Origin of the sequence: Amycolatopsis endophytica (assembly GCF_013410405.1) — a bacterium.
Classification (GTDB): Bacteria; Actinomycetota; Actinomycetes; order Mycobacteriales; family Pseudonocardiaceae; genus Amycolatopsis_E; species Amycolatopsis_E endophytica.
The window spans coordinates 1541976-1567376 of sequence record NZ_JACCFK010000001.1 but is presented as its reverse complement, the minus strand read 5'-3'; the positions used below and the strand labels follow the sequence as shown (position 1 = coordinate 1567376).

The following is a 25401-nucleotide window of genomic DNA, read 5'->3' as shown; positions in this document are numbered from 1 at the left end:
ATTGCCCTCTGTAGCGTCGGTACCCTCGCTTCCCGTGAGCGAGCACACGAGCAACACTGACTTCACCGCCGCCGATCTCGACGGCTACGACCTCGTCGTCGTCGGCTCCGGCTTCTTCGGGCTCACGGTCGCCGAGCGTGCGGCCAGCCAGCTCGGCAAGCGGGTGCTCGTGCTGGAGCGGCGTTCCCACCTGGGGGGCAACGCCTACTCCGAGGCCGAGCCGGAGACCGGGATCGAGGTGCACCGCTACGGCGCGCACCTGTTCCACACCTCGAACAAGCGGGTCTGGGAGTACGTCAACCAGTTCACCGCGTTCACGAACTACCAGCACCGGGTGTTCGGCAAGTACCGGGGCCAGGTCTACCCGCTGCCGCTGAACCTGGGCCTGATCAACCAGTTCTTCGGCCGGTCGCACACCCCGGACGAGGCCCGCGAGCTGATCGCCAAGCAGGCCAGCGAGATCGAGACCGCCGACGCGCAGAACTTCGAAGAGAAGGCCATTTCGCTCATCGGCCGCCCCCTGTACGAGGCGTTCTTCCGCGGCTACACCGCGAAGCAGTGGCAGACCGACCCGAAGGAACTGCCCGCGGGCAACATCACGCGGCTGCCGGTGCGCTACACCTTCGAACACCGGTACTTCAACGACACCTACGAGGGCCTGCCGGTCGACGGCTACACCGCGTGGCTGGAGAAGATGGCCGACCACGAGAACATCGAGGTCCGCCTGAACGTCGACTACTTCGACGTCCGTGAGCACATCCCGGCGGGCACGCCGACCGTCTACACCGGCCCGCTCGACCTGTACTTCGGCTACTCCGAGGGCCGCCTGGGCTGGCGCACGCTCGACTTCGAACAGGAAGTCGTCGGCACCGGTGATTTCCAAGGCACGTCCGTCATGAACTACAACGACGAGGACGTCCCGTACACCCGGATCCACGAGTTCCGACACTTCCACCCGGAGCGGGACTACCCGAAGGACAAGACGGTCATCGTCCGCGAATTCTCCCGCGCCGCGAACGAGGACGACGAGCCGTACTACCCGATCAACACCCCGGACGACCGCGAGAAGCTGGAGCGCTACCGCGAGCTGGCCAAGGCCGAGGCACGCGAGCGCAACGTGCTCTTCGGCGGCCGCCTGGGCACGTACAAGTACCTTGACATGCACATGGCCATCGGTTCGGCGCTGTCGGTCTTCGACAACAAGATCGCCCCGCACCTCACCGATGGCGCCCCCCTCGACGGGAGCATCGATGCTTGAGAAGAAGCCGGAGCGCGCCGCCGAGATCCAGGTGCTCTCCAAGGTCCAGGGCGTCCTCAAGCGCCCGGCGACCGTGAAGGCCGCGCGCGGGATGTCCCACTTCGGCGAGCACGCGATCGGGTGGTTCGCCGCCGGTCTCGTCGGCGCCGCGGTGGACCGCAAGCGCCGGAAGGACTGGCTGGTCGCGGCCGCCGGTGTGGTGGGCGCGCACGGCGCGTCGATCGCGGTGAAACGCGTGGTCAGGCGGCCCCGGCCGGAGGACCCGAGCGTCGAGGTTCTGGTCGGCACGCCGAGCAGGCTGAGCTTCCCGTCCTCGCACGCCACGTCCACCACGGCGGCGGCGGTGCTCTACTCGGGATTGACCGGGCGTAACCTGGTTCCCGCGCTCGTCCCGCCGATGTTGGCGTCCCGGCTCGTGTTGGGGGTCCATTACCCGACCGATGTGCTCGCCGGCGCCGCGCTCGGCGGTGTGGTCGGAGGTCTGCTGCGCAGGAAAATCCGCAAAAAGGGGTAGGGAACCACCCGTGACCAAATCAGTTGACAACGCCGCGGAAGCCGAGATCGTGGACGAAACCAGCGAGGCGGCCGAAGCGAAGACGACGGCGCCGGAGGCCACCGAGTCCCCGGCGGCCGAACCGGCCCCCGCCGCCAAGCGCGGCCCGGTGGGCATGGTCCTCGGCGTCGCGAAGACGGCGCGCCCGAAGCAGTGGGCGAAGAACGTCCTGGTCTTCGTGGCGCCGTTCACCGCGGCCCAGATCACCAACGGTTCGGTGCTCCTGGACGCGGTCATCGCGTTCGTGGCGTTCAGCCTGGTCGCGTCGTCGGTGTACCTGATCAACGACGCCGTCGACGTCGAGGCGGACAAGGCGCACCCGACGAAGCGGAACCGGCCGATCGCGGCCGGGATCGTGCCGGTGCCCGCCGCCTACGCGGCCGCGGTGCTGTTCTTCGGCGTCGGCCTGGCCCTGTCGTTCATGGCGAGCCCGCAACTGGCGATCGTGCTGGGCGTCTACGAGGCGGTGCAGCTGGGCTACTGCTTCGGCCTCAAGCACCAGCCGGTGATCGACCTGGCGATCGTCGGATCGGGCTTCCTGATGCGCTCGATCGCCGGTGGTGTCGCCGCCGGTATCGCCCTGTCGCAGTGGTTCCTGCTGGTCACCGCGTTCGGTTCGCTGTTCATGGTCGCGGGCAAGCGCTACGCCGAGATCATGCTCTTCGAGCGCACCGGAGCGAAGATCCGGTCGTCGCTGAAGAAGTACTCGGCCAGCTACCTGCGCTTCGTGTGGGCGACGGCGGCGGCGATCCTGATCATGTCGTACTCGCTGTGGGCGTTCGAGCTGCGTGAGGGCTCCGACCAGTCGATCTGGCCGGTCATCTCGATGGTCCCGTTCGTCGTCGCGGTGCTGCGGTACGCGGTCGACGTCGACGGCGGCACCGCGGGCGCGCCGGACGAGATCGTGCTCAAGGACCGCATCCTGCAGGTCCTGGGCGTGCTGTGGGTGGTCACCCTCGGGGTCACCTTCTACCTGTGACGACCACCTTGGCCCGGCCCGGCGGCGACACGGACACCGAACCCGCACCGCACCACCCGCTGACCCGGCTCGGACCCGGCCGCACCGTGGCCGAGCTGGTGCTGGGCATCGTCGCGGCGGTGGTGTTCAGCCTCGTGCTGCAGTTCGGCGCGAACAAGCTGGGCGTCGACACGGGCACGTACGTGCCGGACGCGCTGGTCAACCTGGCCGTCGCGGTGATCGTGATCGTGCTGTTCGGTTCGCTGCTGTACAGCGGCGCCGCCCGCTGGCCGCTGTGGGTGCGCCTGGGCGGCAGCTGGGCCGCGCTCACCGCGCTGTCCACCCTGCTGCTGGCGATCCCGCTGCAGGGCACCCGGTTCTTCCTCGGCGGCTCCAGCGTGGACAACACGTTCCGCCTGCAGTACCTGGAGCGGCTGACCGGGACCGCGGGCCTGGCCGACGTGAACTACCACGGCCTGGCCGCCTACTACCCCGGCGGCTGGTTCTGGCTCGGCGGCCGGTTCGCGAACCTGCTGGGCATGGAGGGCTGGGAGGCGTACAAGCCGTACTCGATCACCTGGGCCGCGGTGTCCGGTGTGGTCGCGTTCGTGTTGTGGAGCCTCGTCGTGCGGCGCCGGATGGCGCTGCTGGCGTCGGTGGCCACCGTGCTGGCCGGTTTCGTCGCGCTCGCGCCCGAGGAGCCCTACGCGTGGCCGACCACCGCCTGGCTGCCGCCGGTCCTCGTGCTGACCTGGTCCGTGCTGCGCCGTCGCGGCCGCGTGCCGGCGTGGCCGCTCGTGCTGATCGGCGTCTACCTCGGGTTCTCCGGCGTCACCTACACGCTGCACCTGGTGTTCGGCGTGTTCGCTGTCGTGGTGCTGGCACTGGTCGCGCTGGCGCTGGACGTCCGCGACGGTGAGCCCGCGGGCCCGGTGATCAAGCGGCTACTGCTGCGGCTGATCGGCATCGGCGTGGTCACCGGGCTGATCTCGCTGATCACCTGGGGACCGTTCATCCTGGCCGGCGGCCTGGGCAAGCCCAACGTCGCCGCGCACTTCCTGCCCGAGATCAGCACCTACTTCCCGATGCCGTTCCAGACGGCGAGCTTCTTCGGCGTGCTGTGCCTGGCCGGTCTGGTCTGGCTGGTGGTGCGGGCACGCCGCGACCCGGTCGCGTTCGTGCTGCTCGTGCTGACCGCGCTGGTCTACCTGTGGTTCGCGTTGTCCAGTCTGGCGATCCTGGTCCGCACCACGCTGCTGTCGTTCCGGTTCATCGTGACCATCGACGTGGCACTGGCCGTGGCGGGCGTGTTCGCGCTGGTCGAGCTCGTGCGCTGGCTGGGCAAGCACGTCCGGCCGATGCGGACGGTCGCGTTCGTGCTCGCCGTGCTGGGCGCGGTGTCGGTGTCCCAGACGATCGTCGGCACCACGATGAAGGACACGGTGGACACCGCCGAATCCGACTACTACCCGGACGGCTGGAACGCGAACTACGGGCACGACCCCGAGCAGGACGGGTACTGGACGGGCGAGCTGATCTCGGCGATCGGCGAGCTGACCGGGCGACCGGCGACCGGCAACATCGTGCTCTCGGCGCACGACAGGCTGTTGTCGTTCGAGCCGTACTGGGGTTTCCAGCAGACCACGCCGCACTACGCCAACCCGCTGGCCGGGTACGCGCAGCGCAACGACGAGATCAAGGCTTGGGCGAGCGCGACGGATTCGGCCGACCTGCTCGCGCGGTTGCGGTCGAACCCGCACCAGGCGCCCAACGTGTTCGTGCTGCGCCGCGCCGACGACGGCACGCTGGTGATGCCGATCGCGACCGACACGTTCCCGCGGGGCGTTCCGTTGCGTGTGGACGACGTGTCCTTCGCGCCGGAACTGTTCTCCGCGCCCGAGTTCGTCCAGCGCCAAGTGGGACCGTTCGTCGTGATCGTGGACACCACCGCCGCACCGATTAGCTGAATGTGTGAGTTTCTCGTAAACTGCTGCGCACACACCAGTCCGTAACCGGGTAAACGCAGAGGGGGAACCGGCGTGACCTACCCCCTGTACCGCACCGGCACGATCGCCGTCGTCGACGGTGTTTCGCACGCGGTTTCCTATGCGGCTGGCGACAATTACGTGCACTTCCCGCAGGCCGACGGGCAGCGACCGACACCGCACCCCCGCGGCGAACTCGCCGGTGCGGTTCCGGTGGAGATGTGTGAACGCGTTTTCTCCGTGCAGGTCTACGCGTCCTACCGGGACCACCGCGTGATGGTCGACACCGCTTTCGACAACGGCACCGCCCGTGTCCTGGAAGCCGAGTGGGACCACGAATGGGCCACGGTCAACGGTTTCGTGCAGGAGAACTCGTACGAGTACTACAAGAACGTCGATCTGCGTGACCTCCGCGAGTATGCCGAGCGGCAGAACGACCTGCTCTTCACGCGGTGGCGCGCGGCGCGGTTCGCGCGCCCGGTGGAGGGTTTCCCGCTGCACGGCGGCTGGCCGAACGGGCAGGCGGCGGTGGTCACCGGGCGGCCGCGGTCCGGTGTGCTGGAAACCGAGGGCGGACGGGTCGCCGAGGTGAGCACGCGTGCCGAATACCTCGGATCGTCCTGTGAGGTGGCCGGGATCACCCTCGACGGTTCGGTCGGGATCTACTACCTGGGCACGGATTTCGAGCGCGCGGAGGCCGACGGGTTCCGCGTGGACGACGCACTGCGCTGGGCGAAAACCGTGCACGTCTTCGACCTGGCGCGCTACCACGAGATGCACCGGGACCTGCTGTTCGACCAATGGCGCGAGTCGCGCGATAGCCTGGCCAGATGAGGCAACGAGGAGACCGGGCCGGGGCGTGTGCGTGAAGTGACCGAGGTTCTGCACGCTCCGGACGAGGTCGACCGCGCCCCGCGGCGGTCCCGTCCCGCCCTGCCCCGTGATCCCGCGTTCTGGCTCACCGGTCTCCTCGCGGCGGCCGTCGGCGCGGTGTTCGTCCTGAGTGGTCTGGGCTGGAACGACGGCAAGCTGATCGCGCCGCTCGACGACGTCTACATCCACCTGCAGTACGGCCGCCAGCTCGGGCTGGGGCACTTCTTCCAGTTCAACACGGGCGACGACATCAGCGCGGGCGCGAGCAGTCTGCTGTACGCGCTGGTGCTCGGTGCCGCCTACGCGGTCGGGTTCCACGGCACGTTCTTCCTGGCGTTCGCCGTGGGGTTCGGCGTCCTGTGCTTCGCGGTCACGGCCGCGCTGGTGACGGTGCTGGGCACGAAACTGGTGTCCAGGGCGGTCGGGGTGTGGGCCGGTGTGCTGGTCGCGGTGAGCGGCCCGCTGGCGTGGGGTTCGGCCAGCGGCATGGAAGTCGGCCTGGTCATGCTGCTGGTGGTCGCGACGCTGCTGGCGTTCGTGCACGAGCAGCCGCGGTTCACCTGGATGCCCGTCCTGGGCGCGCTGCTGGCGCTGGTGCGGACCGAGGGCCTGATCCTGGCCGTGATGCTGGCGGTCGCGGCACTGTGGACGTTGGGGGCGAACCGGCGCGAAGCCGGTGCGCGGAGCACGGTGCTGCGGGCACTGTGGACGCTCCTGCCGGTCGCGGTCGGCGCCGCGCAGCTGGTGTTCTACAAGATCGCCACCGGGACCGCGTCGGCGAACGGCATCCAGTCGAAGTCGTTCCTGCACGACCGGCCGGTGTTCTGGTTCAGCGAGTTCGTCGACCGGACGATGGCCAACGCGCGGTCGTTCCTGGGCATCTTCTTCGGCTTCGGCATCCAGGACTACGCGTTCCCCGGTGCGCTGCTGGTGTTCGCGGCCGGGATGGCCTACGTGTTCCTGACGCGGCGCACCTGGCGGCCGATGCTGTTCGCACTGGCCGCCGGGCTGCTGCTGATCCTGCTGTCGGTGTCCACTTTGAACACCGCGCTGGTGCACGAGCTGCGGTACGTGCAGCCGTTCATGCCGGTGTTCGTACTGTTCGTGGTGATCGGCGTGTACGGGCTGAGCCGGATCGCCCGCCAGTCGCGGGCCCGGCGCGTCTCACTGCACGGCGCGCTCGCGGTGGTGCTGGTGGTGACGCTGGCGGAGCTGCCGGGCTGGTCGGTCCGGTACGGACGGGCGACGGCGGCGATCCGGGACACGGACGTGTCGGTGGCGCAGTGGGTGCGCGGCAACCTGCCGCCGGACGCGACGGTGGCGGTGAAGGACGTCGGCGCGGTCGCCTACTTCGGCGAGCACCGGGTGCTGGACCTGATCGGACTGGCCACGAACGGGTTCGCCGCGCCGGCGAACAACGGGACGGGCTCGCTGTACGAGGCGCTCAAGCACCTGCCCGCGGAGCAGCGGCCGGACTACTTCGCCGTGTACGACCCGTGGCCGGGGCCGTCGATGGAGCCGCTCAAGGACGCCGGGGTGCTCCGGACGCCGTCGGAGCTGACCTTCGACGTGCACGCCCAGCCCGATCTCGGAGGGCGGTTGATCGTGCCGTTCCGTGAGCTGAACGTCTACGAGGCCGACTGGTCACTGGCCGGGAGCGGCGACGAGCAGGCGGTGCCGGGGGTGCTGCGGGACTACGTGAACGTCGGTGACCTGGCCAGCGAGGGCGAGCACGGGTACGTGCCGGTGCTGTCACAGGTGGGCACGCAGCCATGGACCTCGCTGGCCCGGGTGGGTGACGTGGTGGACAGCTCACGCCCGATCGTGGGTGGCGAGCGTTTCACGGCGCACAACCTGGAGCCCGGCAAACCCCTGACGATCACCTCCCGCACGGCGATGCACGGCACCGTGTTCGACATGCGGGTGCTGGTCAACGGCGTCGACGCTGGCTCCTGGACCCGCGACGAACGCGACGGCGTGTGGTCGACCTACAGCTACACGATCCCCGGCGAGCTGATCACGGACTCCTCGGTGCAGCTGGAGATCCAGCAGCCGCGCCCGCTGTTGAACCCCTACCCGGACTACACCTCGTACGGCTACTGGCTGAGCCAGTGACGCGAAAACGCCCCCGGACGCGAAGTCCGGGGGCGTTGCGTCGATCCGGGGATCAGATCGGCAGCTTGCGGAAGATCGGCCGCGGCACGTGGCGCAGCACCGACATCACCGCGCGGAACGGCGCGGGCGCCCACACCAGTTCCTTGCCCTTGCGGGCCGCGTCCACGGCGATCTCGGCGACCTGCTCGGCCGTCTGCTCCAGCGGGGCCTTGCCCATGCCCTCGGTCATCTTCGTCTTGACCTGGCCCGGTCGCACGACCGTCACCTTGATGCCGGACGGCGCCAGCGCCTCGCCAAGACCGAGGTAGAACCCGTCGAAGCCGGCCTTCGTCGAGCCGTACATGAAGTTCGACCGGCGCACCCGCTCACCAGCCACAGAGGACAGTGCGATCACGGAACCGTGGCCCTGCACCTTCAACTTGTCCGCCAGCGCCACGCCGACCGACACCGCCGCGGTGTAGTTCACCGTCGCCAGCTCGACCGCGATCCCGTGGTTCTGCCACGCCTCCTCGGCATCGCCGAGCAGGCCGAACGCCACCACGGCCACGTCGATGTCGCCACCGGCGAACGCCTGGTCCAGCATCGCGGGGTGCGATTCCATGTCCTTCGCGTCGAAGTCCACTTCGGACACCATCGCGCCCGCGGAGCGCAGCTGCTCCGCGGCCAGCTTGCGGCGCTCCGAGGCCCGCGCGGCCAGCACGACGCGCAGTTCGGGCGCGTCGGTCAGGTACTTCCGGGCGATCGCCAGCGCGATGTCCGACGTGCCGCCGAGCAGCAGCAGCGACTGGGGGTTGCCAACAGCGTCGATCACAGTTCAAGCCTCCGGCTCATGTCGGACGCGAACACGCCCTCGGGGTCGACCGACTGGCGGATCTTGCGCCACTCCTCCAGCCGCGGGTACATCTTGGCGAACGTTTCCGGCGTGGTGCGCGAGTCCTTCGCCGTGTAGAGCCGCCCGCCGGCGGCCAGCACGTCGTCGTCCATCTCGGTGCAGAAGCGGCCCAGGCCGTCCTTGATGGGGAAGTCCACGCTCAGCATCCAGCCCGGCGTCGGCCAGGACAGCGGGGCCGGGTTGCTCTCACCCATCCGCTTGAACACGTTCAGGAACGAGTAGTGCCCCGAGTTCGCGATCTTGCGGCACAGGTCCTTGAGCGCGTCCTCCCGTCCGAAGGGGATGGAGAACTGGTACTGCAGGAAACCCTTGGAGCCGTAGGCGCGGTTCCACTCGCTGAGCATGTCCAGCGGGTGGTAGAACTGCGTCAGGTTCTGGATCTTGCCGCGCGCGCCCTTCTTCGGCACCGTGCGCTGCCAGAGGTTGTTCACCATCCCGAACGTCAGCTTGTTGCCCAGCCCGTTGGGGAAGACGTCGGGCAGCGTCAGCAGCTGCGGCGCGTCGAACTTCAACGGATCCGCCCGCAGCTTCGGCGGCAGCTGGTCCAGCTTGGCCAGCGAGCCGCGGGAGAACGTGGCGCGGCCGAGGCGGCTGTCGGAGTTGATCAGGTCCGGAACCGACATCGAGTAGTCGTAGTTGAGGTCGGAGCCGTTGGTGAACAGCTCCAGCGTCTCGTCCAGGTTCGACGTCCGGTCCGCGTCCACGTAGAAGTAGGCGCTTTCGGTCTTCTTCATCCGGATCGTGGCGCGCACGATGATGCCGGTGAGACCGACGCCCGCGACCGTGGCCCAGAACAGCTCTGATTCGGGACCGTCCGGGGTCAGCGTGCGGACCTTGCCGTCGGCGGTGACCAGGTCCATCGACAGCACGTGGTTGCCGAAGCTGCCCGCGCTGTGGTGGTTCTTGCCGTGGATGTCGTTGGCGATCGCGCCACCGATGGTCACCTGGCGCGTTCCGGGCAGCACCGGAACCCACAGGCCGTGCGGCAGCGCCGCCCTCATCAGCTGGTCGAGGCTCACCCCGGCGTCCAGGTCGATCTCGCCGGTGTCCGGGTTGATCGAGTGGATCGTGTTCAGGGCGGTCATGTCGATGACGAGGCCACCCGCGTTCTGCGCCGGGTCACCGTAGGAGCGGCCGAGCCCGCGGGCGATCACGCCGCGCTCTCCGGCCCGCGTCACCGCACGCGCGATCGTCTCGACGTCGGGCGTGGTCAGCACGTCAGCGACGGTCGGGGCGGTGCGGGCCCACCCGGTGAGTGTCCGCCGCTCGGTTTGCGGTGTCGTGTTCACCCGGACCAGGGTAGCCATCCCCGGGGAGTGGCTTTCGCGGAGGCGCTTCTACACTTTTCCGGTCCTGGGAAAATCGCACGCTGGTGAGGTAGTGCAGTGGTGTCCACGGAACCGCATGAGCAGGCAGTGACCGCGAAAAGCCCTGGCCTGCTGGGCCAGTTGGTGCGATTCGCGGTCATCGGAGGGTTTTGCGCACTACTCGATCTCGGTACCTACACGGTGTTACGGGCGATCGGTCTCGATTACGCTCCGTGGGACACGGTCGCCCGTGCGATCAGTTTCATCGTCGGCACCACCACCGCCTTTTTCCTTAACCGGAAGTTCACGTTCTCCGGTGGCCGCAAGCAGGGCGCCGGGCAGATCGGCGGCTTCGTGCTGCTTTACGGCGTCACGTTCCTCGTCGCCATCGGCGTGAATGCCCTGATGCTGCACGTACTCGGCGAGTTCCGGTTCAAGCCGACCGTCGCGTGGGTGATCTCGCAGGGCACCGCCACGGCCATCAACTTCGTGATGCTCAAGTGGGTCGTCTTCAAGGAAGACGATGTGACCGGTGTTTCGCCCGAGTCCGCCTCGTGATTCCTTCACGGGTGACCCGTGTAACTTGGCGGACGCGAGTCGGATTCCCCTGGAGGACTGAGAACTGATGGCCGGCAAGACTGCCGCGGGACGGCCTGCACCCGCGAAGGCGAAGACCAACGGAGCCCAGGCGATGCAGGACCAGACCACGTTCGCCGAACACGTTCCCGAGGGCCGCCTGACCGCCCAGCGCGGGCTCTACGCCGGCCCGTCGCCGGTCGTCTCCAAGGACCTCTACTCCGAGGTGCTCGAAGGCGTGGTCAACCGCGGCCGGGACGGCGTCACGCTGGAGCCCTCGGCCCGCGTCTCCGGCAACACCTACTTCGGACGGTTCCCGGCCAGCTACTGGCAGCGCTGGACCAAGGTGCGCCAGGTCCGCGTCGAGGCGGTCGTGAGCGGCGCCGGTCAGCTCGCGGTCCGCGCGTCCGACATCGAGGGCGAGCCGCGCACGATCGAGGCGCGCGAGGTCGAAGGCACTGACGGCGTGGCCGTGGCGTTCGACGTGAAGATCGACAAGTTCTACGACGGCGGCGCGCTGTGGCTGGACCTGGAGACCCAGGCCGGGCAGCGGCTGACCGTCGAGCGGGTGCGCTGGACCGTCGAGCCCCCGGCGAAGATCCGTCCGACCGCGGTCACCATCTGCACGATGAACCGCGCCGACGACTGCCTGAAGAACCTGCAGGCGCTGGCCGGTGACCTCCCGTCGCTGGACACCCTGGACGCCATCTACGTCGCCGACCAGGGCACCGACCGGGTCGACTCGCGGGACGGGTTCGCGCGGGTCTCGGCCGACCTCGGCGACAAGCTGCACTACATCACCCAGCCCAACCTCGGCGGTGCGGGCGGTTTCACCCGCGGCCTGTACGAGGTGGCCGGGCACACCGAGACCGAGCACGCGAACGTCCTGTTCATGGACGACGACGTGCTGCTCGAACCGGACCTCGTGGTCCGCATGACGGCGTTCTCGAACCTCGCCGCCAACCCGGTGATCGTCGGCGGCCAGATGCTCAACCTGCTGCACCCGCACCAGCTGCACGTGGGCGCCGAGTACGCGCGGCTCAACACCCTGGAGCCGGGTGTGCCGGTCGAGCACAGCCTGAACACGGCGGACCTGCTCGGCGTCGACGAGGAGACCGGCAAGCCGAACCGGCAGGAGAAGCGGCTCGACGCCGGGTACAACGGCTGGTGGTCGTGCCTGATCCCGTACGAGGTGGTCAAGGCGGTCGGCTACCCGATGCCGTACTTCTTCCAGTGGGATGACGCCGAGTACAGCTACCGGGCGCGGGCGCACGGCTTCCCGACGGTCACGCTGCCCGGCGCGGGCGTGTGGCACGCGGACTTCCACTGGAAGGACTGGGACGAGTGGCACCGCTACTTCAACCTGCGCAACTCGATCATCACCGCGGCGCTGCACAGTGACTTCAACCTGACCGTGGTGTGCCGGACGCTGATGGCGCAGGTCGTGCGTTACCTGCTCGGCATGCAGTACGGGCTGACGCACACGCTGATCAAGGCGGTCGAGGACTTCCTGGAGGGTCCGGAGATCCTCACCGACGGCGGGGTCGCCGCGATGCAGGAGATCCGCGCGATCCGGGCCCAGTACCCGGAGACGAAGCGGCACGACGCCACCGAGGTCCCCGGCATCGCGTCGAACGACATCGGCATCATCAACTCCGCGCCGCGCCCCGCCCTGCAGCGGCTGATCCTGGTCAAGCGTGTCGTCGACCGGCTCCGTGGCCGCTCCCGCTTCGCGCTGGGCGCCGTGCCCAACGACGAGGCCCACTGGTGGCACGTGGCGTTGTTCGACACCGCCGTGGTCACCGACGCGTCCCAGGAGGGCGTGCGGGTGCGCAAGTACGACCGCGAGCGCATGTTCGAGCTGGGCAAGCGCGCGGTGAAGACCCTGAACCGCCTCCGCAAGGAGGGCCACGCCGTCCAGGCGCAGTACAAGCGCGCCATGCCGCAGCTCACCAGCCGCGAGAACTGGAAGCGCCTCTACCGGCTCTGACCGGCTCTCGTCGACCGGCCCTGCCGCCCTGCGCGGCAGGGCCGATTTTTTTTCCATGACGGCTCAGTGCAGGCCGAAGACCTTGTTCTTGCGTTGCAGGTCGTCGACGTAGGCGACGGCCACGTGCGCGAAGTTCACGGTGACCCGCGCGCCGTCCTTGGTCTGCACGGTCCGCACGGAGCCGCGTTCGAGGTGCAGGTGCAGGTCCTTCGTCAGCTCGTCGACGTCCTCGGGTGGCAGTGCGAACAGCAGCGGTTCGCCGCCGGTGGCGAGGTGGAGCACGAGCGCGGGTTTCTCATCAGCCATGGACCCAGCACACCAGCCGCCGATCTTGCGCGGCAACCGAGTTCGCGCTCAGCACAACCCCATCAGTACCGGAAGAAGCGCTCCCGCCGCCCCTGCCGCACCAGCTTGAGCCACTGCGCGAACGCCGCCGGGTCGCGTTTGACGCCCACGAAGTACAGCCCGAACCGCAGGATCTCCAGCGCGCCGATCTTCCGCATGCCCGGCTGGGAGAGCAGGTAGCCGCGGTTGCGGTAGGTGTAGTAGCGCTTGACCTCGTTCTCCGGGTCCTGCGCGTGGAACCGCCCGCCGAGCATGGGCTTGAACTCGTCGGACCCGTCGGGGTGCAGGTAGGACACCCGCAGCGAGGTGCCGAACGGCAGCCCGGACCGGACCAGCCGCCGGTGCACCTCGACCTCGTCGCCGCGCACGAACAGGCGCAGATCGGGCACGCCGACGACATCCAAAGTGGACGCGCGGAACAGCGCACCGTTGAACAGTGACGCGATTCCCGGCAGGAAGTCGGCACCGAGTTCGGCCGACGACCGCTTCCAGGTGAGCCCGCGGCGCAGCGGGAACGCCAGCTTCTCGGGCGCGTTGATGTTCGTGACCATCGGGGAGACCTCGGCCAGACCGCGCTTTTCGGCCTCCTCCAGGAGCACCGACAGCACCGACTCGTCCGCGGGACGGCCGTCGTCGTCGGCCAGCCACACCCAGTCGGCGCCCAGCGCCAGCGCGTGCAGGATCCCCAGCGCGAACCCGCCCGCACCGCCGAGGTTGTGGTGCGAGGGCAGGTAGGTGTACTGGCCGGGGAAGGACTCCACGACGTCCCGCGCGGACTGGTCCGGGCCGTTGTCGACGACCACCAGGTGGTCGACCGGCCTGGTCTGCGCAGCGATGATCTTCACCGAGTCCGCGAGCAGCTCACGGCGGTGCCGCGTGACGACCACCGCCGCCACGCCGCCCGGTCGCATCGGAGGCTGCTCCGGACCGCTCATGTCACTCCCCGCCCTGTACCGCCGGCGCGGTTTCCAGCCGCTCCGCGATCTCCGTGCTGATGTTCTCGAACGGGTCCCTGCCCTTGTAGGCGGTGAGCACCTCGCGCAGGCCGCCCCGCATCTTCATCCGCCCCTCGTCCATCCAGATGGCCGTGGTGCAGAGCTCCAAGAGTAGGTCGTCGGCGTGCGAGGCGAAGACCAACATGCCGGAGCGGTTCACCAGATCCACCAGCCGGTCACGGGCCTTGTTGAGGAACGCCGCGTCGACCGCGCCGATGCCCTCGTCCAGGATCAGGATCTCCGGGTCGATCGTCGTCACGACACCCAGCGCGAGCCGCACGCGCATACCGGTCGAGTACGTGCGCAGCGGCATCGCCAGGTAGTCGCCGAGCTCGGTGAACTCCGCGATGTCGTCGACCCGCTTCTCCATCTGCTTGCGCGTCATGCCGAGGAACAGGCCGCGGATCATGATGTTCTCGAAGCCGGAGATCTCCGGGTCCATGCCGACGCCGAGGTCGAACACCGGCGCGACCTTGCCCTCGACCCTGGCGAGGCCGCGCGTCGGCTCGTAGATGCCGGACAACAGGCGCAGCAGCGTCGACTTGCCCGCGCCGTTGTGGCCGACCAGCCCGACGCGGTCACCCTCGCGCAGCGACAGGCTGATGTCCTGCAGCGCTTCGATGATCGGCACCTTCGATTCGGTGCCGATCTTGCCCCCGACCTTGCCGAGGACCTTCTTCTTCAGCGAACGCGTCTTGGCGTCGAAGATCGGGAAGTCGACGTAGGCGTTCTTGACGTCAATGCTGACCATGGTCTGTTCTCACACCCAGTAGGAGACTCGGGACCGGTAGTTGCGCATGGCCACGAGCGCGAGCAGCCAGCCCACGATCGTGATGCCACCCACGGCGACCCAGCTCCAGATGCTGACGGCCTGCCCGATCAGCGGCGCACGCAGGATCTGGACGAAGTGGTAGATGGGGTTGAGGTGGATGATCGGTTCCGCCCAGCTGACGCCGTCCCGTGCTCCGCCGCCCTTGAGCTGGTCGATCGGCCACACGATCGGCGTCAGGTAGAACAGCAGCTGGATCAGCGAGTTGATCACCTGCGGGATGTCGCGGTAGCGGGTCGAGATGATGCCCAGCAGCAGCGTCACCCAGACACCGTTGATCGCCAGCAGGACGAACGCGGGGATCGCGCTGAGCGTGTACCAGCCGAGACCGGGGTGGCAGATCATGTCCGTCGGCGGCGGCGGGCAGACGCCGCCCTCGGCGGTCAGCGAGTAGGTGTGGTCCAGGTTGCCGAAGAAGATTCCGACCACGACCACGATGACGATCAGGTTGTGCGCGAACATCAGCGTCTGCCGCCACACCGTGCGCAGCGCGTAGACGGTCAGGGGTGCCTGGATCTGCTTGATCAGGCCCTCGTTGGAGATGAACGTCTCCATGCCCTCGGCAAGGCAGCCCTGGATGAAGGCCCAGACGATGAAACCGGCGCTGATGTAGGGCAGGAAGGTCCCGATGTTCATGTTGAACAACTGGGAGTAGAGCAGGCCGAGGCCGAGCGCGATGACGCCCTGGCTGATGGTGATCCAGAACGGCCCGATCACCGACCGGCGGTAGCGCTGTTTGATGTCCTGCCAGCCGAGGTGGCTCCACAGTTCGCGCTGCCCGAGGGCTTCCCTGATGTCGCCGACGGCGCGCCCGAAGGTGCGGCTGTCCGACAACGGCGGCAGCTCCGCCGCGCGGGCGAGATCGTCGCTGGTCTGGTCGACCGTGCTGGTGGCTTGCACGGGACCTAGCGTAGCGAGCGGGACACACGCACTCCTGGCAGGGCGGGGACGTCCGATTTCCCTGATGACACTGTGAAATCACGGTGTGGCACGGTGAGTCATCCCCGCCGGGGAACGGGGGGGTGTGGTTCCCGGTCCCGTACCCTCACGGGGATGTCCGAGAACCCGAAGACCCGCGTACTGGCGGTTGTCCCGGCACGGGGCGGCTCCAAGGGCGTACCGGGCAAGAACCTCGCCAAGGTCGGCGACGCTCCGCTGATCGCCCGTGCGATCCGTTCGCTACTGGCCGCGGCGCGCGTCGACCAGGTGGTCGTCAGCACGGACAGTGACGACATCGGTGCGGTCGCGAAGGCGAGCGGCGCCGCGGTGCTGCCCCGCCCGGGCGAGCTGTCGGGTGACTCGGTGAGTTCGGAGGCCGTCCTCCGCCACATCCTCGACGAGATGCGCGGCACCCCGGAGGGTGAGCCCGACGTGGTGCTGATGGTGCAGTGCACCTCGCCGTTCATCGCCCCCGAGACCGTGGACAACGTGGTCTCGCTGATCGTGGACGGCGGCTGGGACTGCGCGTTCACCGCGGTCCGGGTGCACGAGTTCCTGTGGCGCCGGGACACCGCGGGCGGCGCGCTGGCCGTCAACCACGACGCGTCGTTCCGGCCGCTGCGGCAGGAGCGGGAGCCGGAGTTCCGCGAGACCGGCGCCGTCTACGGCATGCGCGTGCCCGGTTTCCGCAGGGCGAACCACCGGTTCTTCGGCCGGATCGGCCTGGTGGAGACCCCCGCCGAGCACGCCGTGGAGATCGACACCCCCGAGGACCTGGCGATCGCCCGCGCGCTGGCCGCGGTCATCGACCCGCCGCCGCACACCGGTATCGACGTGGACGCGGTCGTCACCGACTTCGACGGCGTGCACACCGACGACACCGCGATCGTCCTGCAGGACGGCACCGAGGGCGTCGTGGTCAGCCGGTCCGACGGGGCCGGCGCGGCCCGGCTCAAGGCGGCCGGGATCCCGCTGATGATCCTGTCCGTCGAGCAGAACCCGGTGGTCGCCGCGCGTGCCCGCAAACTCGGTGCCGAGGTGCTGCACGGCGTCGGCGACAAGGCGGCCGTGCTCAAGAACTGGCTGGCCGAGCAGGGCCTCGACGCGGCGCGGGTCGCCTACGTCGGCAACGACCTGCGCGACCTGGAGTGCATGGCACTGGTGGGCTGGCCGGTCGCGGTGGCCGACGCGCTGCCGGAGGTCCGCCGCGCTGCGCGCCTCGTGCTGGACCGGCAGGGTGGCGCGGGGGCGGTCCGCGAGCTGACCGACCTCGTCCTGGACGCCGTCGAACGGAGGAACACCCGGTGAGTGCCGTGCGGATCGGTACCCGCGAGGTCGGCCCCGGCCTGCCCGTCTACACCGTCGCCGAGATCGGGATCAACCACAACGGCGACGTCGGCATCGCCAAGCGGCTGATCGACATCGCGGCACAGGTCGGTGCGGACGCGGTGAAGTTCCAGAAGCGGACCCCGGAGATCGCGACGCCACCGGAGATGCGCGACACGCGGCGCGAGACGCCGTGGGGCGAGATGACCTACCTGGACTACCGGTACCGCGTCGAGTTCGGCCTCGACGAGTACCAGGAGATCGACCGGTACTGCACGGAGCTGGGCCTCGCCTGGTTCGCCTCGCCGTGGGACGTGCCGAGCGTGGACTTCCTGGAGAAGTTCGACGTCGTGTGCCACAAGGTCGCCTCCGCCTCGGTCACCGACCGCGAGCTGCTGGCCGCGCTGCGCGACACCGGGCGCCCGGTGATCCTGTCCACCGGCATGTCGACGATGGACGAGATCGACGCCGCGGTCGAGGTCCTGGGCACCGAGCGGCTGGTGCTGCTGCACGCCACCTCGACGTACCCGTGCCCGCCGGAGGAGGCGAACCTGCGCACGATCCACACGCTGGCCGAGCGGTTCGGCGTGCCGGTCGGCTACTCCGGGCACGAGCGTGGTCTGCAGGTCTCCGTCGCCGCCGTCGCGCTGGGCGCGTGCATGGTGGAGCGGCACGTGACGCTGGACCGCACCATGTGGGGCTCGGACCAGGCCGCCTCGCTGGAGCCGGATGGGCTGCGCAGGCTGGTGCGCGACATCCGCACCGTGGAGACCGCGCTCGGTGACGGTGTGAAGCGCGTTTTTCCAGGTGAGCAGGCCCCCCGTCGCCGCCTGCGGCGGACCTAGCTACAGTCGTCGCCTCGACGACGAAGGGTGATTGCGGTGTACCTCGCCGAGACCGTCCCCGAGGCGGCCGGGGCGCTGGAGGAGCAGGACACGTTGCGTGATCTGCTCGCCGCCTACGGCCGTGGCGGGCGCGTGGAGACCCTGACCGTGGTCGGGAACGCGCCGATGCCGTCCTCGGCCGAGCGGGCCGCCCTCATCGACGACAGCGATCTGGTCGTGCGGATGACGACCTTCGCGCTCGACGGGACCGAACCGGCCTACGGCCGCAAGACCGACGTCGTGGTGCTGCACCGGGGCGTGGTCGCCAGCCCGCACACCTTCGCCGACCACACCTCGCGCCTGTACCTGCTCGCCGAGCCGGGGCGGATGCACTGGGAACCGGCGAACATCCCCGACTGGTGGCCCGCCGACCTGGGGTTCGTGCCGATCCCGAACCGGCCGTTCGTCGTGCCGCTGAGCCGGGCGCTCGGCCTCGACGAAGGGTCGGCGACCTGGGCGACCACCGGGACGCTGACCGTCCACCTGTGCCGGACGCTCTTCCCGGAGGCCGCGGTGCGGGTGACCGGGTTTTCCATCGTCGACGAGCCGGAGCAGACCTCGTTCCGGCACGCCTGGGGTGAAGACGTGCAGGTGACCGGTGACCACCGGTTGCGCGCCGAGTCCGCGTTGCTGCGTTCCTGGCGGGACGCCGGCCGAATCGAGGTGGTGGCGTGAACGCCGCGAAGAAACTGGCCAAGGCCGCCGGGTTCCCGGTGTGGAAGCGGCTGCGGTGGCGGGTCGAGCAGGTCACCGACGAGCGGTTCGGACCGCGGTTCGACCACCTGCACGCCGAGCTGGAGGGCGTGCGCGGCGAACTGCGCGCGCTGGCAGGCCGGTGCGACGAGCTGCACGGACACCACCAGTGGCACGACGACGAACTGCGCCGCCTGGCCGCGCACGTGGCCGGGCTGGACAGCCGCCTGGCCGGGCTGGAGCGCCCGGACGTCGACGACGGTGAGCCGAAGTCGGCCGTCGAGGAGGTCCGCGCCGAGCACGCGCGCGTCCGGGCGCGGTTGTCCGCGGTGGCCCGGTACGAGGAACGTCTCGCGCGGCTGGAAGAGGCGCTGTCCGTCCGCGCCGGCCGAACGGGGGAGTAGATGACGACCGTCGCACCCGCTGCCACCGAGCTTCGCCGCAGGCCCATCCGTGGCTGGGTGTGGGCCGGGGTCGCGGCACTCCCGGTGGCCCTGACCGCGGCGTGGATCGGGCTCGGCCACGACATCCGGTACGTCCTCGGCGGGATGTGGGCGGCCGGCGGTTCGACCGACGTGTTCGTGCACCGGCCGCTGGCCTACCGCTGGCTGCTGGACGGTCTCGGCGTGGTCGACGTCGGTTCGGTCGGCGTCGGGGAGGGCCTGGTCCGGCTGGTCGCGCTGGCGTTCGTGGCGGGCGCGGCCTGGTGGCTGCGGGCCGGGTTGCGGCGCTCGTTGCCGTCCGGTGAGGCTTCGGCGGTCGCCGCGGCCGTGGGGCTGGCGTTCGCGCTGGCGCCGAACGGGGACTTCCTGCAGCCCGAGTGGGTCGCGGCGGTCCTCGCGGTGGCGGCGATCGGAGCCGCGCTGACGCCGTCCACGGTGCTGCTCGGCGGGCTCCTGCTGGCGGTGTCCGTGCTGGTCGGGTACACGACGCTGCCGACGGCGTTGATCGCGGTGGGCGTCGTCGCGGTGCTCGACCGGCGCCGCGCGCTGGTCGCGGCCGCCACGGCGGTGGTGTCCGGGGGAGCGCTGTTCGGGCTGAGCCTGCTCGCGCCGCGCGAGTGGCGGTGGCTGCTCGACGGGTCCGCGCTGAACGACGGTGTCACGCGGGACCTCGGTCAGCTGGTCGAGTTCGCGGCGAACGAGGCGATGCTCGTGCCGATGGTCGCGCTGCTGCCGGCGAGTCTGGTCGTGCTGCTGCGGGTGTCGCGACGGCGGGTGGCGTGGCTCGTGCTGGTGGTGCTGGCCGTCGCGGTGGTGCTGGGCGCGGCGTTCGTCCAGGGCGAGTGGTTCCAGTACCACGCGGCCGCGCTGGTCCCGCTGGCCGCGGGCCTGTGGGCGCTGGCGGTGGCGCGCTGGACGCTGACCCACGGGCGTCCGCCGTGGGCGCTGGTCACCGCGACCGTCGTGATCCTCTTCGCCGCGCGGGTGTTCCTCGGGGCGTCGTTCGACTGGCGGTCACAGCACGGCACGCTCGCGTACGGGACGCTGGGCGGTCTGATCGTGTTGGCGGGCCTCGCCTGCGCCGTCGAGCCGGGCCGCGACGGGCGGCAGCTGCTGTCGGTGCCGGTGCTGGTCGGGCTGCTCGCGCTGGCGGTGCCGATCCTGCCGACCTCGCCGTACTCGTTCGACGGGGTCGACGCCGAGTACACGAACGCCGGCCGCGTCGCGATCGAGCACAAGTTCACCGACGAACTGGCCATGGTGCGGGACCGGATCGGCGCGGACACCCCGGTCGTCTACCTGGCCTTCGGCGACATCGCGTACTTCCTCGGCAACCCGACGCCGTGCGCCTACCCGTCACCGGCGTACCTGCGGAGCGACCTGCGCGACACGGCCGGTTACCGGGAGAACCTGGCCTGTCTGTCCGATCCGTCCGTGCGGTACCTGGTGCTGCAACCATCCTGGTTCGACGCCGCCCTGCCCCCGACGGTCACCGCTCGCTTCGACTGCACCCGGGCGATCACCACGGACGACATCCTGGCCTGCCCCACCCGCCCCTGACCAGCGCGAGTCCCACCTTCCGGCGCGCGAGTCCTACGTTCCGGCGCGCACCGGCGCCGCTCAGCCGCCTACAGGTACTGGCCGGTCCCGCTGATTCCCGGCTGCGGGCCTTCCTGGCCACCACGCCCGGCGGGCAGCCCGCGGCGCATCTGCTCCAGCTGCACCCGCGCCGCCATCTGCTGCGCGAACAGCGCCGTCTGGATGCCGTGGAACAGCCCCTCCAGCCAGCCGACCAGCTGGGCCTGCGCGATCCGCAGCTCGGCGTCGGACGGGGTGGTGCCGTCGGTGAAGGGCCGCACCAGGCGTTCGAGCTCGTCCTGCAGCTCCGGCGCCAGCGCCTGCTCCAGCTCCTTGATCGAGGTCTGGTGGATCTCACGGACCCGGTCGCGGCTGGCGTCGTCGAGCGGTGCGGCCCGCACCTCCTCCAGCAGCTGCTTGATCATCGTGCCGATCCGCATGACCTTCGCCGGCTCTTCGACGAGGTCACCGACCGACTCCTGGTGTTCGTCGTCCTCACTCGGGATCCGGGCCGTGCCCACGGGGGAGCCGTCGGGGCCCACCACGACCACGCGGTGCGGCTGCTCGTCGGGCGAGGGCGACTCGGAAAACTTCGGCTCCGTCATTGCTCCATCCTGGCTGGCTCGGTGACCGGTCCCAGCCTAGCGGTCGGGGACGCTCGTGGTCGGCGACAGCCCAACCCCGGACGCACCGCGAAACTACCCCTCCGTACGGTGTTGTCCATGGCGTTCGACGTCGCTCGAATTCGTGGGTTGTTCCCCGCGCTGGGTGACGGCTGGATCCACTTCGACGGCCCGACCGGCATGCTGGTACCCGAACAGGTGGCCTCGGCCGTGTCGACGGCGATGCGTGCCCCGGTTTCCGGCCCGGGTGGCGCGTTCCCGGCGTCCCAGCGCGCGGAGAGCATCGTCACCGCGGCCCGGCGTGCGGTGGCCGATCTGGTCGGTGCCGATCCGGCCGGTGTCGTGCTCGGCCCGAGCGCGGCCGTCCTGCTGCGTCGACTTGTCGACTCGATGTCGGAGCGCTGGACGCTGGGCGACGAAGTGGTGGTTTCGCGCCTCGACGAACAACCCAACATCGCGCCGTGGCAGCACGCCGCGAAGCGTGTCGGCGCGGTCACGCGCTGGGCCGAGATCGATATCGAGACCTGCGAGCTGCCCGCCTGGCAGTACGAGAACCTCGTCAACGCCCGCACGAAGGCGGTCGCCGTGACCGCGGCGTCCGGGTCCGTCGGGACCCGCCCGGACGTGCCGACGGTCGCCGAGTTCGCCAAGCGTGTCGGGGCGCTCGTCGTGGTCGACGCCACCGCCGCGGCCCCGTTCCTCTCGCTCGACCTGAACGCGCTCGGCGCCGACGTGCTCGTGGTGTCCGCGCAGGCGTGGGGCGGCCCGGCGGTGGGCGCGCTGGTGTTCCGCGACCCCGACCTGCTGGAACGGCTGCCGTCCACCTCGCTCGACCCGAACGCGCGTGGCCCGGCGCGCCTGGAGCTGGGGCCGCACGCGTACCCGCTGCTCGCCGGGCTCGTCGCGTCGATCGACTTCCTCGCGGGGCTCGATGACGCCGCCACCGGGTCCCGCCGCGAGCGGCTGGTGACGTCGCTGGGGTCGGCGAAGTCCTACCACGCGGGCCTGCTGGCGCAGCTCAGCACGGAGTTGCGTGCGCTGCCGCACGTCATGGTCATCGGCGACGCGATGCGCCGCGTCCCGGCGCTCGCGTTCACCGTCATGGGCAAGAAGGCACCCGAGATCGCGGAGTACCTGGCCTCGCAGGGGCTGTGTGCGTTCGCCGATCTGGGCACGTTCGGCGTGTTCGCCGCGCTCGGCGTCGGAGAGGTGGGCGGCGCGGTGCGGATCGCGCTCGCCCACTACTCCAACGTCTTCGAGGTCAACCAGCTGGTGCGGGTGCTGGAAGAGCTGCGTTAGCCGCGGGCGGCGAGCAGCACCTTGCCGAACACGCCGCCCTCTTCGAGCGCGCGGTGCGCGTCGGCGGCCTCCGCCATCGGCACGACCTGCCCGATGATCGGCCGGACGGTGCCCTCCGCGACGAGCGGCCACAGACGCGCGCGTACATCGGCGACGATGCGGGCCTTGTCGTCCACCGGGCGGGCGCGCAGGGTGGTGCCCGCGACGCTGGCGCGCTTGCCCATCAGCTTGCCGATGTTCAGCTCACCCTTGACGCCGCCCTGCATGCCGATGATCGTCACCCGGCCGCCGGTCTTCAACGCGGTGACGTTGCGGTCCAGGTATTTCGCGCCCATGTTGTCGAGGATGACGTCGGCGCCGCCGGTTTCGTCCCGAAGGACCTCGACGAAGTCCTGCTCCTTGTAGTTGATCGTGATGTCCGCGCCGAGCTGGCGGCAGCGGTCGAGCCGTTCGGCGGATCCGGCGGTCACCGCGACCGTCGCGCCCAGAGCCTTGCCGACCTGGATCGCGTGGGTGCCGATGCCGCCGGCGCCGCCGTGCACGAGCAGCACTTCACCTTCGGCCAGGTTCGCGTGCATGACGATGTTCGACCAGACGGTGCAGGCGACCTCGGGCAGTCCGGCGGAGGTGATCAGGTCGATCTCGCCGGGGACGGGAAGCAGCTGGCCCGCGGGCACGACGACGCGCTCGGCGTAGCCACCGCCGGCCAGGAGCGCGCAGACTTCGTCGCCGACCTGCCAGCCCTCGACGCCCTCGCCGAGTTCGGCGACCGTGCCCGAGCATTCGAGGCCGAGGATGTCGCTCGCTCCGGGTGGTGGCGGGTAGTTGCCCTGGCGCTGCAGCAGATCCGCCCGGTTGACCGCGCTCGCGGCGACGTCGAGGAGGACTTCCCCGGGGCCGGGCCGCGGGTCGGGGACCTCCGCCCATTCCAGGTTGTCCGGGCCGCCGGGTTCACGGAGCTTGATCGCATGCATGGTCCCGACCCTATTGCCGGGGTGATGCGAACGCACGCTTGACCTCGGGGGCGATCCGGGACAGCTGACTGCTCATGCCACTCCGGCCGCGCCGCGGGCACCGAGGGCCAGGCCGCCCCGGCGGACGACATCGCCGGGAAGCTGAACGCCGCGGGTTATGCCGTGACGCGGCGGGAGTTCCCGCTCGTGTTCACGGAGACGATCGAGGAGAAGCTGACGGTCGGCGCGGCCGGGGTGCCGATCACCGTCATGGTGTATTCGACATCGAAGGGCGGGGCCACGGCCCCGCTGGCGGTGGTGCCGGCGCTGGGTGGTGTGGCGTCGGACTTCGCCGATGTGGCGGGCAAGATCGCGGTGGTGCGGCGCGGTTCCTGTTCATTCGGGCAGAAGGCTGCCACCCAGCGGCTGCCGGTTGGCGTCAGTTCGACGAGGTTCCCTTTCGCATGGGTGCCATTGACTGCCCCGTAGATTTCGGTGCGTATCAGCACCGCTGTCTGCCCCACAAGATTCCCACTCGCACAGTTACCACTGGCGCCCACGGCAGGTTGCCGCTCGTGCGGGTGTGGCTGGCTGCCGCGTGAGGTTCCCGCTCGTGCGGGTGTGGCTGGCTGCCGCGCGAGGTTCCCGCTCGTGCGGGTGTGGCTGGCTGCCGCGCGAGATTCCCAGTCGTGCAGCCGCGGCTGGCGCCCACGGCAGGTTGCCGCTCGTGCGGGTACCACTGGCTCCCGCATGAGATTCCCATCCATGGAGCCCTGTGACTGGCATCCACACGAGGTTCCCGCTCGTGCAGGCGCAACGGGCTCCCACACGAGGTTCCCACTCGCGCAGCCGCCACCGGCACCCACACCAAGTTCCCACTCGCGCGGGCACCACCGACCACCGCGCGAAGAACCCGCTCGTGCGGTGGCCACCGCACTCGGGATCAACCCAAGTTGTTGGTACCGAACGTGTCGCATCGAGCGGGATCCCCGGTCGAGAAGCCGGTCGTGAACCACCGCTCCCGCTGAGCCGAAGTCCCGTGCGTGAACTGGGATTCGTCGACCTGACCGCCGCCGAGGTTGGACTGGATGTAGTCGTCTCCGATGCGGGACGCGGTATCCAGAGCCCGGTCGATGTCGTCCTGTGTCACTTCGGTGATGAGCGGCCGTCCGGTCGAGGACGGCGTGGTCGTCGCGTGGTTGGCCCACACACCGGCATAGCAGTCGGCCTGCAGTTCGAGCCTGACGGAGCCGGAAGCAGGCCCCGTCTCGTTGCCCACGCGGCGCGAGGTCCCCAGCTGGTTCTGCACGTGGTGCCCGTACTCGTGCGCGAGCACGTACGCCTCGGCGAAAGTTCCGCCCTCCGCGCCGAACCGCGTCCGCAACTCGTCGTAGAACGACAAATCGATGTAGACCTCGGAGTCGGCCGGGCAGTAGAACGGGCCGACGTCGGAGGTCGCGCCGCCGCAGCCGGTGCGCACCCCGCCGCTGAAGAAGTTCGTCTGCGCGGTCCGGTAGGTGCGGCCGGAGCGGGCGAACTGGTCGCTCCAGTAGTCCTGGATCGAGTTCACGATCGCGACGATCGCGCAGTCGTGGTTGGAGTTGGCGTCCGCGCCGGTGCGGCACTCCTGCGCGAGCGAGCCGTTGCTGACCTGCTCGCCGGAGCCGAGTTGTCCCAGGCCGCCCGCGTTGCTCGGGTCGACCCCGCCGATCTGGGAGAGCACGAAGTAGATGATCACGCCGACGACCCCCAGCCCGCCACCGCCGAGGGCGACCCGCCCGCCGACGCCGCCACCGCTGCCGCGGAGGTCGTCGACCTCGGACGTGTCCAGGCCGGCGCCTTCGTCAAACCTCAACCCGAACTCCCTCACACAAGCCTGGGTGCGGACCGGAAGTCCGCACCCAGGGTTACCGAGGTTGTCAATTGTAGTCAGCGGTTGGCCACCTCGCGGGCCGGCGAGTGGCTCTGCCGTGCGGACACGGAGGAC

24 protein-coding genes are annotated in these 25401 nt (G+C 69.8%); 15 read left to right on the top strand and 9 right to left on the bottom strand.

What is annotated here, in order from left to right; translation table 11 throughout:
• Positions 1-34 precede the first annotated feature (34 nt).
• The 6 genes from glf to HNR02_RS07790 all read left to right on the top strand — a co-directional run bounded on the left by glf (position 35) and on the right by HNR02_RS07790 (position 7742).
• Complete coding sequence (gene glf, locus HNR02_RS07815; protein ID WP_179772505.1) at positions 35-1258, top strand: UDP-galactopyranose mutase; 1224 nt, start codon at positions 35-37, stop codon at positions 1256-1258.
• The gene (locus HNR02_RS07810) at positions 1251-1772 is read left to right on the top strand and encodes a phosphatase PAP2 family protein (protein ID WP_179772504.1); all 522 of its coding nucleotides are present in this window, start codon (positions 1251-1253) and stop codon (positions 1770-1772) included. Before glf ends, HNR02_RS07810 begins: the two co-directional genes overlap by 8 nt.
• Positions 1773-1782: 10 nt before the next feature.
• Complete coding sequence (locus HNR02_RS07805; RefSeq protein WP_179772503.1) at positions 1783-2790, top strand: decaprenyl-phosphate phosphoribosyltransferase; 1008 nt, start codon at positions 1783-1785, stop codon at positions 2788-2790.
• On the top strand, positions 2787-4736 hold the full coding sequence (locus HNR02_RS07800; protein WP_179772502.1) for an arabinofuranosyltransferase: 1950 nt from the start codon (positions 2787-2789) through the stop codon (positions 4734-4736). The genes HNR02_RS07805 and HNR02_RS07800 overlap by 4 nt, the downstream gene beginning before the upstream one ends.
• Before the next feature lie 72 nt (positions 4737-4808).
• A complete protein-coding gene (locus tag HNR02_RS07795) occupies positions 4809-5588 on the top strand; it encodes a hypothetical protein (protein WP_179772501.1) in 780 nt (259 codons plus the stop codon).
• Between the two features lie 36 nt (positions 5589-5624).
• Positions 5625-7742, top strand: a complete 2118-nt coding sequence (locus tag HNR02_RS07790; protein WP_179772500.1) for a DUF8728 domain-containing protein — start codon at positions 5625-5627, stop codon at positions 7740-7742.
• A 52-nt stretch (positions 7743-7794) separates the two neighbouring features.
• On the opposite strand, the gene dprE2 is transcribed toward HNR02_RS07790, so the two are convergent.
• Both dprE2 and dprE1 read right to left on the bottom strand, forming a co-directional pair.
• Positions 7795-8553: a decaprenylphospho-beta-D-erythro-pentofuranosid-2-ulose 2-reductase gene (gene dprE2, locus HNR02_RS07785; protein ID WP_179772499.1), complete on the bottom strand. Its 759-nt coding sequence runs from the start codon at positions 8551-8553 to the stop codon at positions 7795-7797.
• Complete coding sequence (gene dprE1 / locus HNR02_RS07780) at positions 8550-9941, bottom strand: decaprenylphosphoryl-beta-D-ribose oxidase (RefSeq protein ID WP_179772498.1); 1392 nt, start codon at positions 9939-9941, stop codon at positions 8550-8552. Before dprE1 ends, dprE2 begins: the two co-directional genes overlap by 4 nt.
• Positions 9942-10019: 78 nt before the next feature.
• On the opposite strand from dprE1, the gene HNR02_RS07775 reads away from it, so the two are divergent.
• Positions 10020-10499 carry a GtrA family protein gene (locus HNR02_RS07775; RefSeq protein WP_179772497.1) on the top strand — a complete coding sequence of 160 codons (480 nt, stop codon included), beginning with the start codon at positions 10020-10022 and terminating at the stop codon, positions 10497-10499.
• Between the two features lie 67 nt (positions 10500-10566).
• Positions 10567-12507, top strand: coding sequence for a glycosyltransferase (locus HNR02_RS07770; protein WP_179772496.1), 1941 nt, complete (start codon positions 10567-10569; stop codon positions 12505-12507).
• A gap of 63 nt (positions 12508-12570) precedes the next feature.
• On the opposite strand, the gene HNR02_RS07765 is transcribed toward HNR02_RS07770, so the two are convergent.
• The 4 genes from HNR02_RS07765 to wzm all read right to left on the bottom strand — a co-directional run bounded on the left by HNR02_RS07765 (position 12571) and on the right by wzm (position 15576).
• Complete coding sequence (locus HNR02_RS07765) at positions 12571-12813, bottom strand: hypothetical protein (RefSeq protein ID WP_179772495.1); 243 nt, start codon at positions 12811-12813, stop codon at positions 12571-12573.
• A gap of 62 nt (positions 12814-12875) precedes the next feature.
• On the bottom strand, positions 12876-13787 hold the full coding sequence (gene glfT1 / locus HNR02_RS07760; protein WP_246338519.1) for a galactofuranosyltransferase GlfT1: 912 nt from the start codon (positions 13785-13787) through the stop codon (positions 12876-12878).
• A gap of 1 nt (position 13788) precedes the next feature.
• Positions 13789-14598, bottom strand: coding sequence for a galactan export ABC transporter ATP-binding subunit Wzt/RfbE (wzt, locus tag HNR02_RS07755; RefSeq protein ID WP_179772494.1), 810 nt, complete (start codon positions 14596-14598; stop codon positions 13789-13791).
• A 9-nt stretch (positions 14599-14607) separates the two neighbouring features.
• The gene (gene wzm / locus HNR02_RS07750; protein WP_179772493.1) at positions 14608-15576 is read right to left on the bottom strand and encodes a galactan export ABC transporter permease subunit Wzm/RfbD; all 969 of its coding nucleotides are present in this window, start codon (positions 15574-15576) and stop codon (positions 14608-14610) included.
• 153 nt (positions 15577-15729) lie between these two features.
• Here wzm and HNR02_RS07745 point away from each other — a divergent pair, with 153 nt between their 5' ends.
• The 5 genes from HNR02_RS07745 to HNR02_RS07725 are packed head-to-tail and all read left to right on the top strand — an operon-like array spanning position 15730 to position 20521.
• Positions 15730-16923 carry an acylneuraminate cytidylyltransferase gene (locus tag HNR02_RS07745; RefSeq protein WP_179772492.1) on the top strand — a complete coding sequence of 398 codons (1194 nt, stop codon included), beginning with the start codon at positions 15730-15732 and terminating at the stop codon, positions 16921-16923.
• The gene (locus HNR02_RS07740) at positions 16920-17786 is read left to right on the top strand and encodes an N-acetylneuraminate synthase family protein (RefSeq protein ID WP_312860939.1); all 867 of its coding nucleotides are present in this window, start codon (positions 16920-16922) and stop codon (positions 17784-17786) included. Before HNR02_RS07745 ends, HNR02_RS07740 begins: the two co-directional genes overlap by 4 nt.
• Positions 17787-17822: 36 nt before the next feature.
• A complete protein-coding gene (locus tag HNR02_RS07735) occupies positions 17823-18500 on the top strand; it encodes a hypothetical protein (RefSeq protein WP_312860938.1) in 678 nt (225 codons plus the stop codon).
• Positions 18497-18922, top strand: a complete 426-nt coding sequence (locus HNR02_RS07730; RefSeq protein WP_179772491.1) for a hypothetical protein — start codon at positions 18497-18499, stop codon at positions 18920-18922. The genes HNR02_RS07735 and HNR02_RS07730 overlap by 4 nt, the downstream gene beginning before the upstream one ends.
• Positions 18923-20521: a hypothetical protein gene (locus tag HNR02_RS07725; RefSeq protein ID WP_179772490.1), complete on the top strand. Its 1599-nt coding sequence runs from the start codon at positions 18923-18925 to the stop codon at positions 20519-20521. It begins immediately after the preceding gene.
• 68 nt (positions 20522-20589) lie between these two features.
• On the opposite strand, the gene HNR02_RS07720 is transcribed toward HNR02_RS07725, so the two are convergent.
• A complete protein-coding gene (locus HNR02_RS07720) occupies positions 20590-21144 on the bottom strand; it encodes a bacterial proteasome activator family protein (protein WP_179772489.1) in 555 nt (184 codons plus the stop codon).
• Between the two features lie 117 nt (positions 21145-21261).
• On the opposite strand from HNR02_RS07720, the gene HNR02_RS07715 reads away from it, so the two are divergent.
• Complete coding sequence (locus HNR02_RS07715; protein WP_179772488.1) at positions 21262-22461, top strand: cysteine desulfurase-like protein; 1200 nt, start codon at positions 21262-21264, stop codon at positions 22459-22461.
• Here HNR02_RS07715 and HNR02_RS07710 read toward each other — a convergent pair.
• The gene (locus HNR02_RS07710; RefSeq protein WP_179772487.1) at positions 22458-23435 is read right to left on the bottom strand and encodes an NAD(P)H-quinone oxidoreductase; all 978 of its coding nucleotides are present in this window, start codon (positions 23433-23435) and stop codon (positions 22458-22460) included. The genes HNR02_RS07715 and HNR02_RS07710 overlap by 4 nt on opposite strands.
• A 162-nt stretch (positions 23436-23597) precedes the next feature.
• Here HNR02_RS07710 and HNR02_RS07705 point away from each other — a divergent pair, with 162 nt between their 5' ends.
• Entirely contained in the window at positions 23598-23903 is a 306-nt protein-coding gene (locus tag HNR02_RS07705) for a PA domain-containing protein (protein ID WP_179772486.1), read from the top strand.
• Positions 23904-24357: 454 nt separating this feature from the next.
• On the opposite strand, the gene ypfJ is transcribed toward HNR02_RS07705, so the two are convergent.
• A complete protein-coding gene (ypfJ, locus tag HNR02_RS07700; protein ID WP_179772485.1) occupies positions 24358-25269 on the bottom strand; it encodes a KPN_02809 family neutral zinc metallopeptidase in 912 nt (303 codons plus the stop codon).
• Positions 25270-25401: the final 132 nt, after the last annotated feature.

What these genes read in the sequence shown, in the direction of transcription:
- HNR02_RS07810 (WP_179772504.1), top strand. Translation starts at nt 1,251, where the DNA reads ATGCTTGAGAAGAAGCCGGAGCGCGCCGCCGAGATCCAGGTGCTCTCC.
- dprE1 (WP_179772498.1), bottom strand. Translation starts at nt 9,941, where the DNA reads ATGGCTACCCTGGTCCGGGTGAACACGACACCGCAAACCGAGCGGCGG.
- HNR02_RS07770 (WP_179772496.1), top strand. Translation starts at nt 10,567, where the DNA reads ATGGCCGGCAAGACTGCCGCGGGACGGCCTGCACCCGCGAAGGCGAAG.
- HNR02_RS07765 (WP_179772495.1), bottom strand. Translation starts at nt 12,813, where the DNA reads ATGGCTGATGAGAAACCCGCGCTCGTGCTCCACCTCGCCACCGGCGGC.
- glfT1 (WP_246338519.1), bottom strand. Translation starts at nt 13,787, where the DNA reads ATGAGCGGTCCGGAGCAGCCTCCGATGCGACCGGGCGGCGTGGCGGCG.
- wzt (WP_179772494.1), bottom strand. Translation starts at nt 14,598, where the DNA reads ATGGTCAGCATTGACGTCAAGAACGCCTACGTCGACTTCCCGATCTTC.
- HNR02_RS07745 (WP_179772492.1), top strand. Translation starts at nt 15,730, where the DNA reads ATGTCCGAGAACCCGAAGACCCGCGTACTGGCGGTTGTCCCGGCACGG.
- HNR02_RS07725 (WP_179772490.1), top strand. Translation starts at nt 18,923, where the DNA reads ATGACGACCGTCGCACCCGCTGCCACCGAGCTTCGCCGCAGGCCCATC.
- HNR02_RS07720 (WP_179772489.1), bottom strand. Translation starts at nt 21,144, where the DNA reads ATGACGGAGCCGAAGTTTTCCGAGTCGCCCTCGCCCGACGAGCAGCCG.
- HNR02_RS07715 (WP_179772488.1), top strand. Translation starts at nt 21,262, where the DNA reads ATGGCGTTCGACGTCGCTCGAATTCGTGGGTTGTTCCCCGCGCTGGGT.
- HNR02_RS07710 (WP_179772487.1), bottom strand. Translation starts at nt 23,435, where the DNA reads ATGCATGCGATCAAGCTCCGTGAACCCGGCGGCCCGGACAACCTGGAA.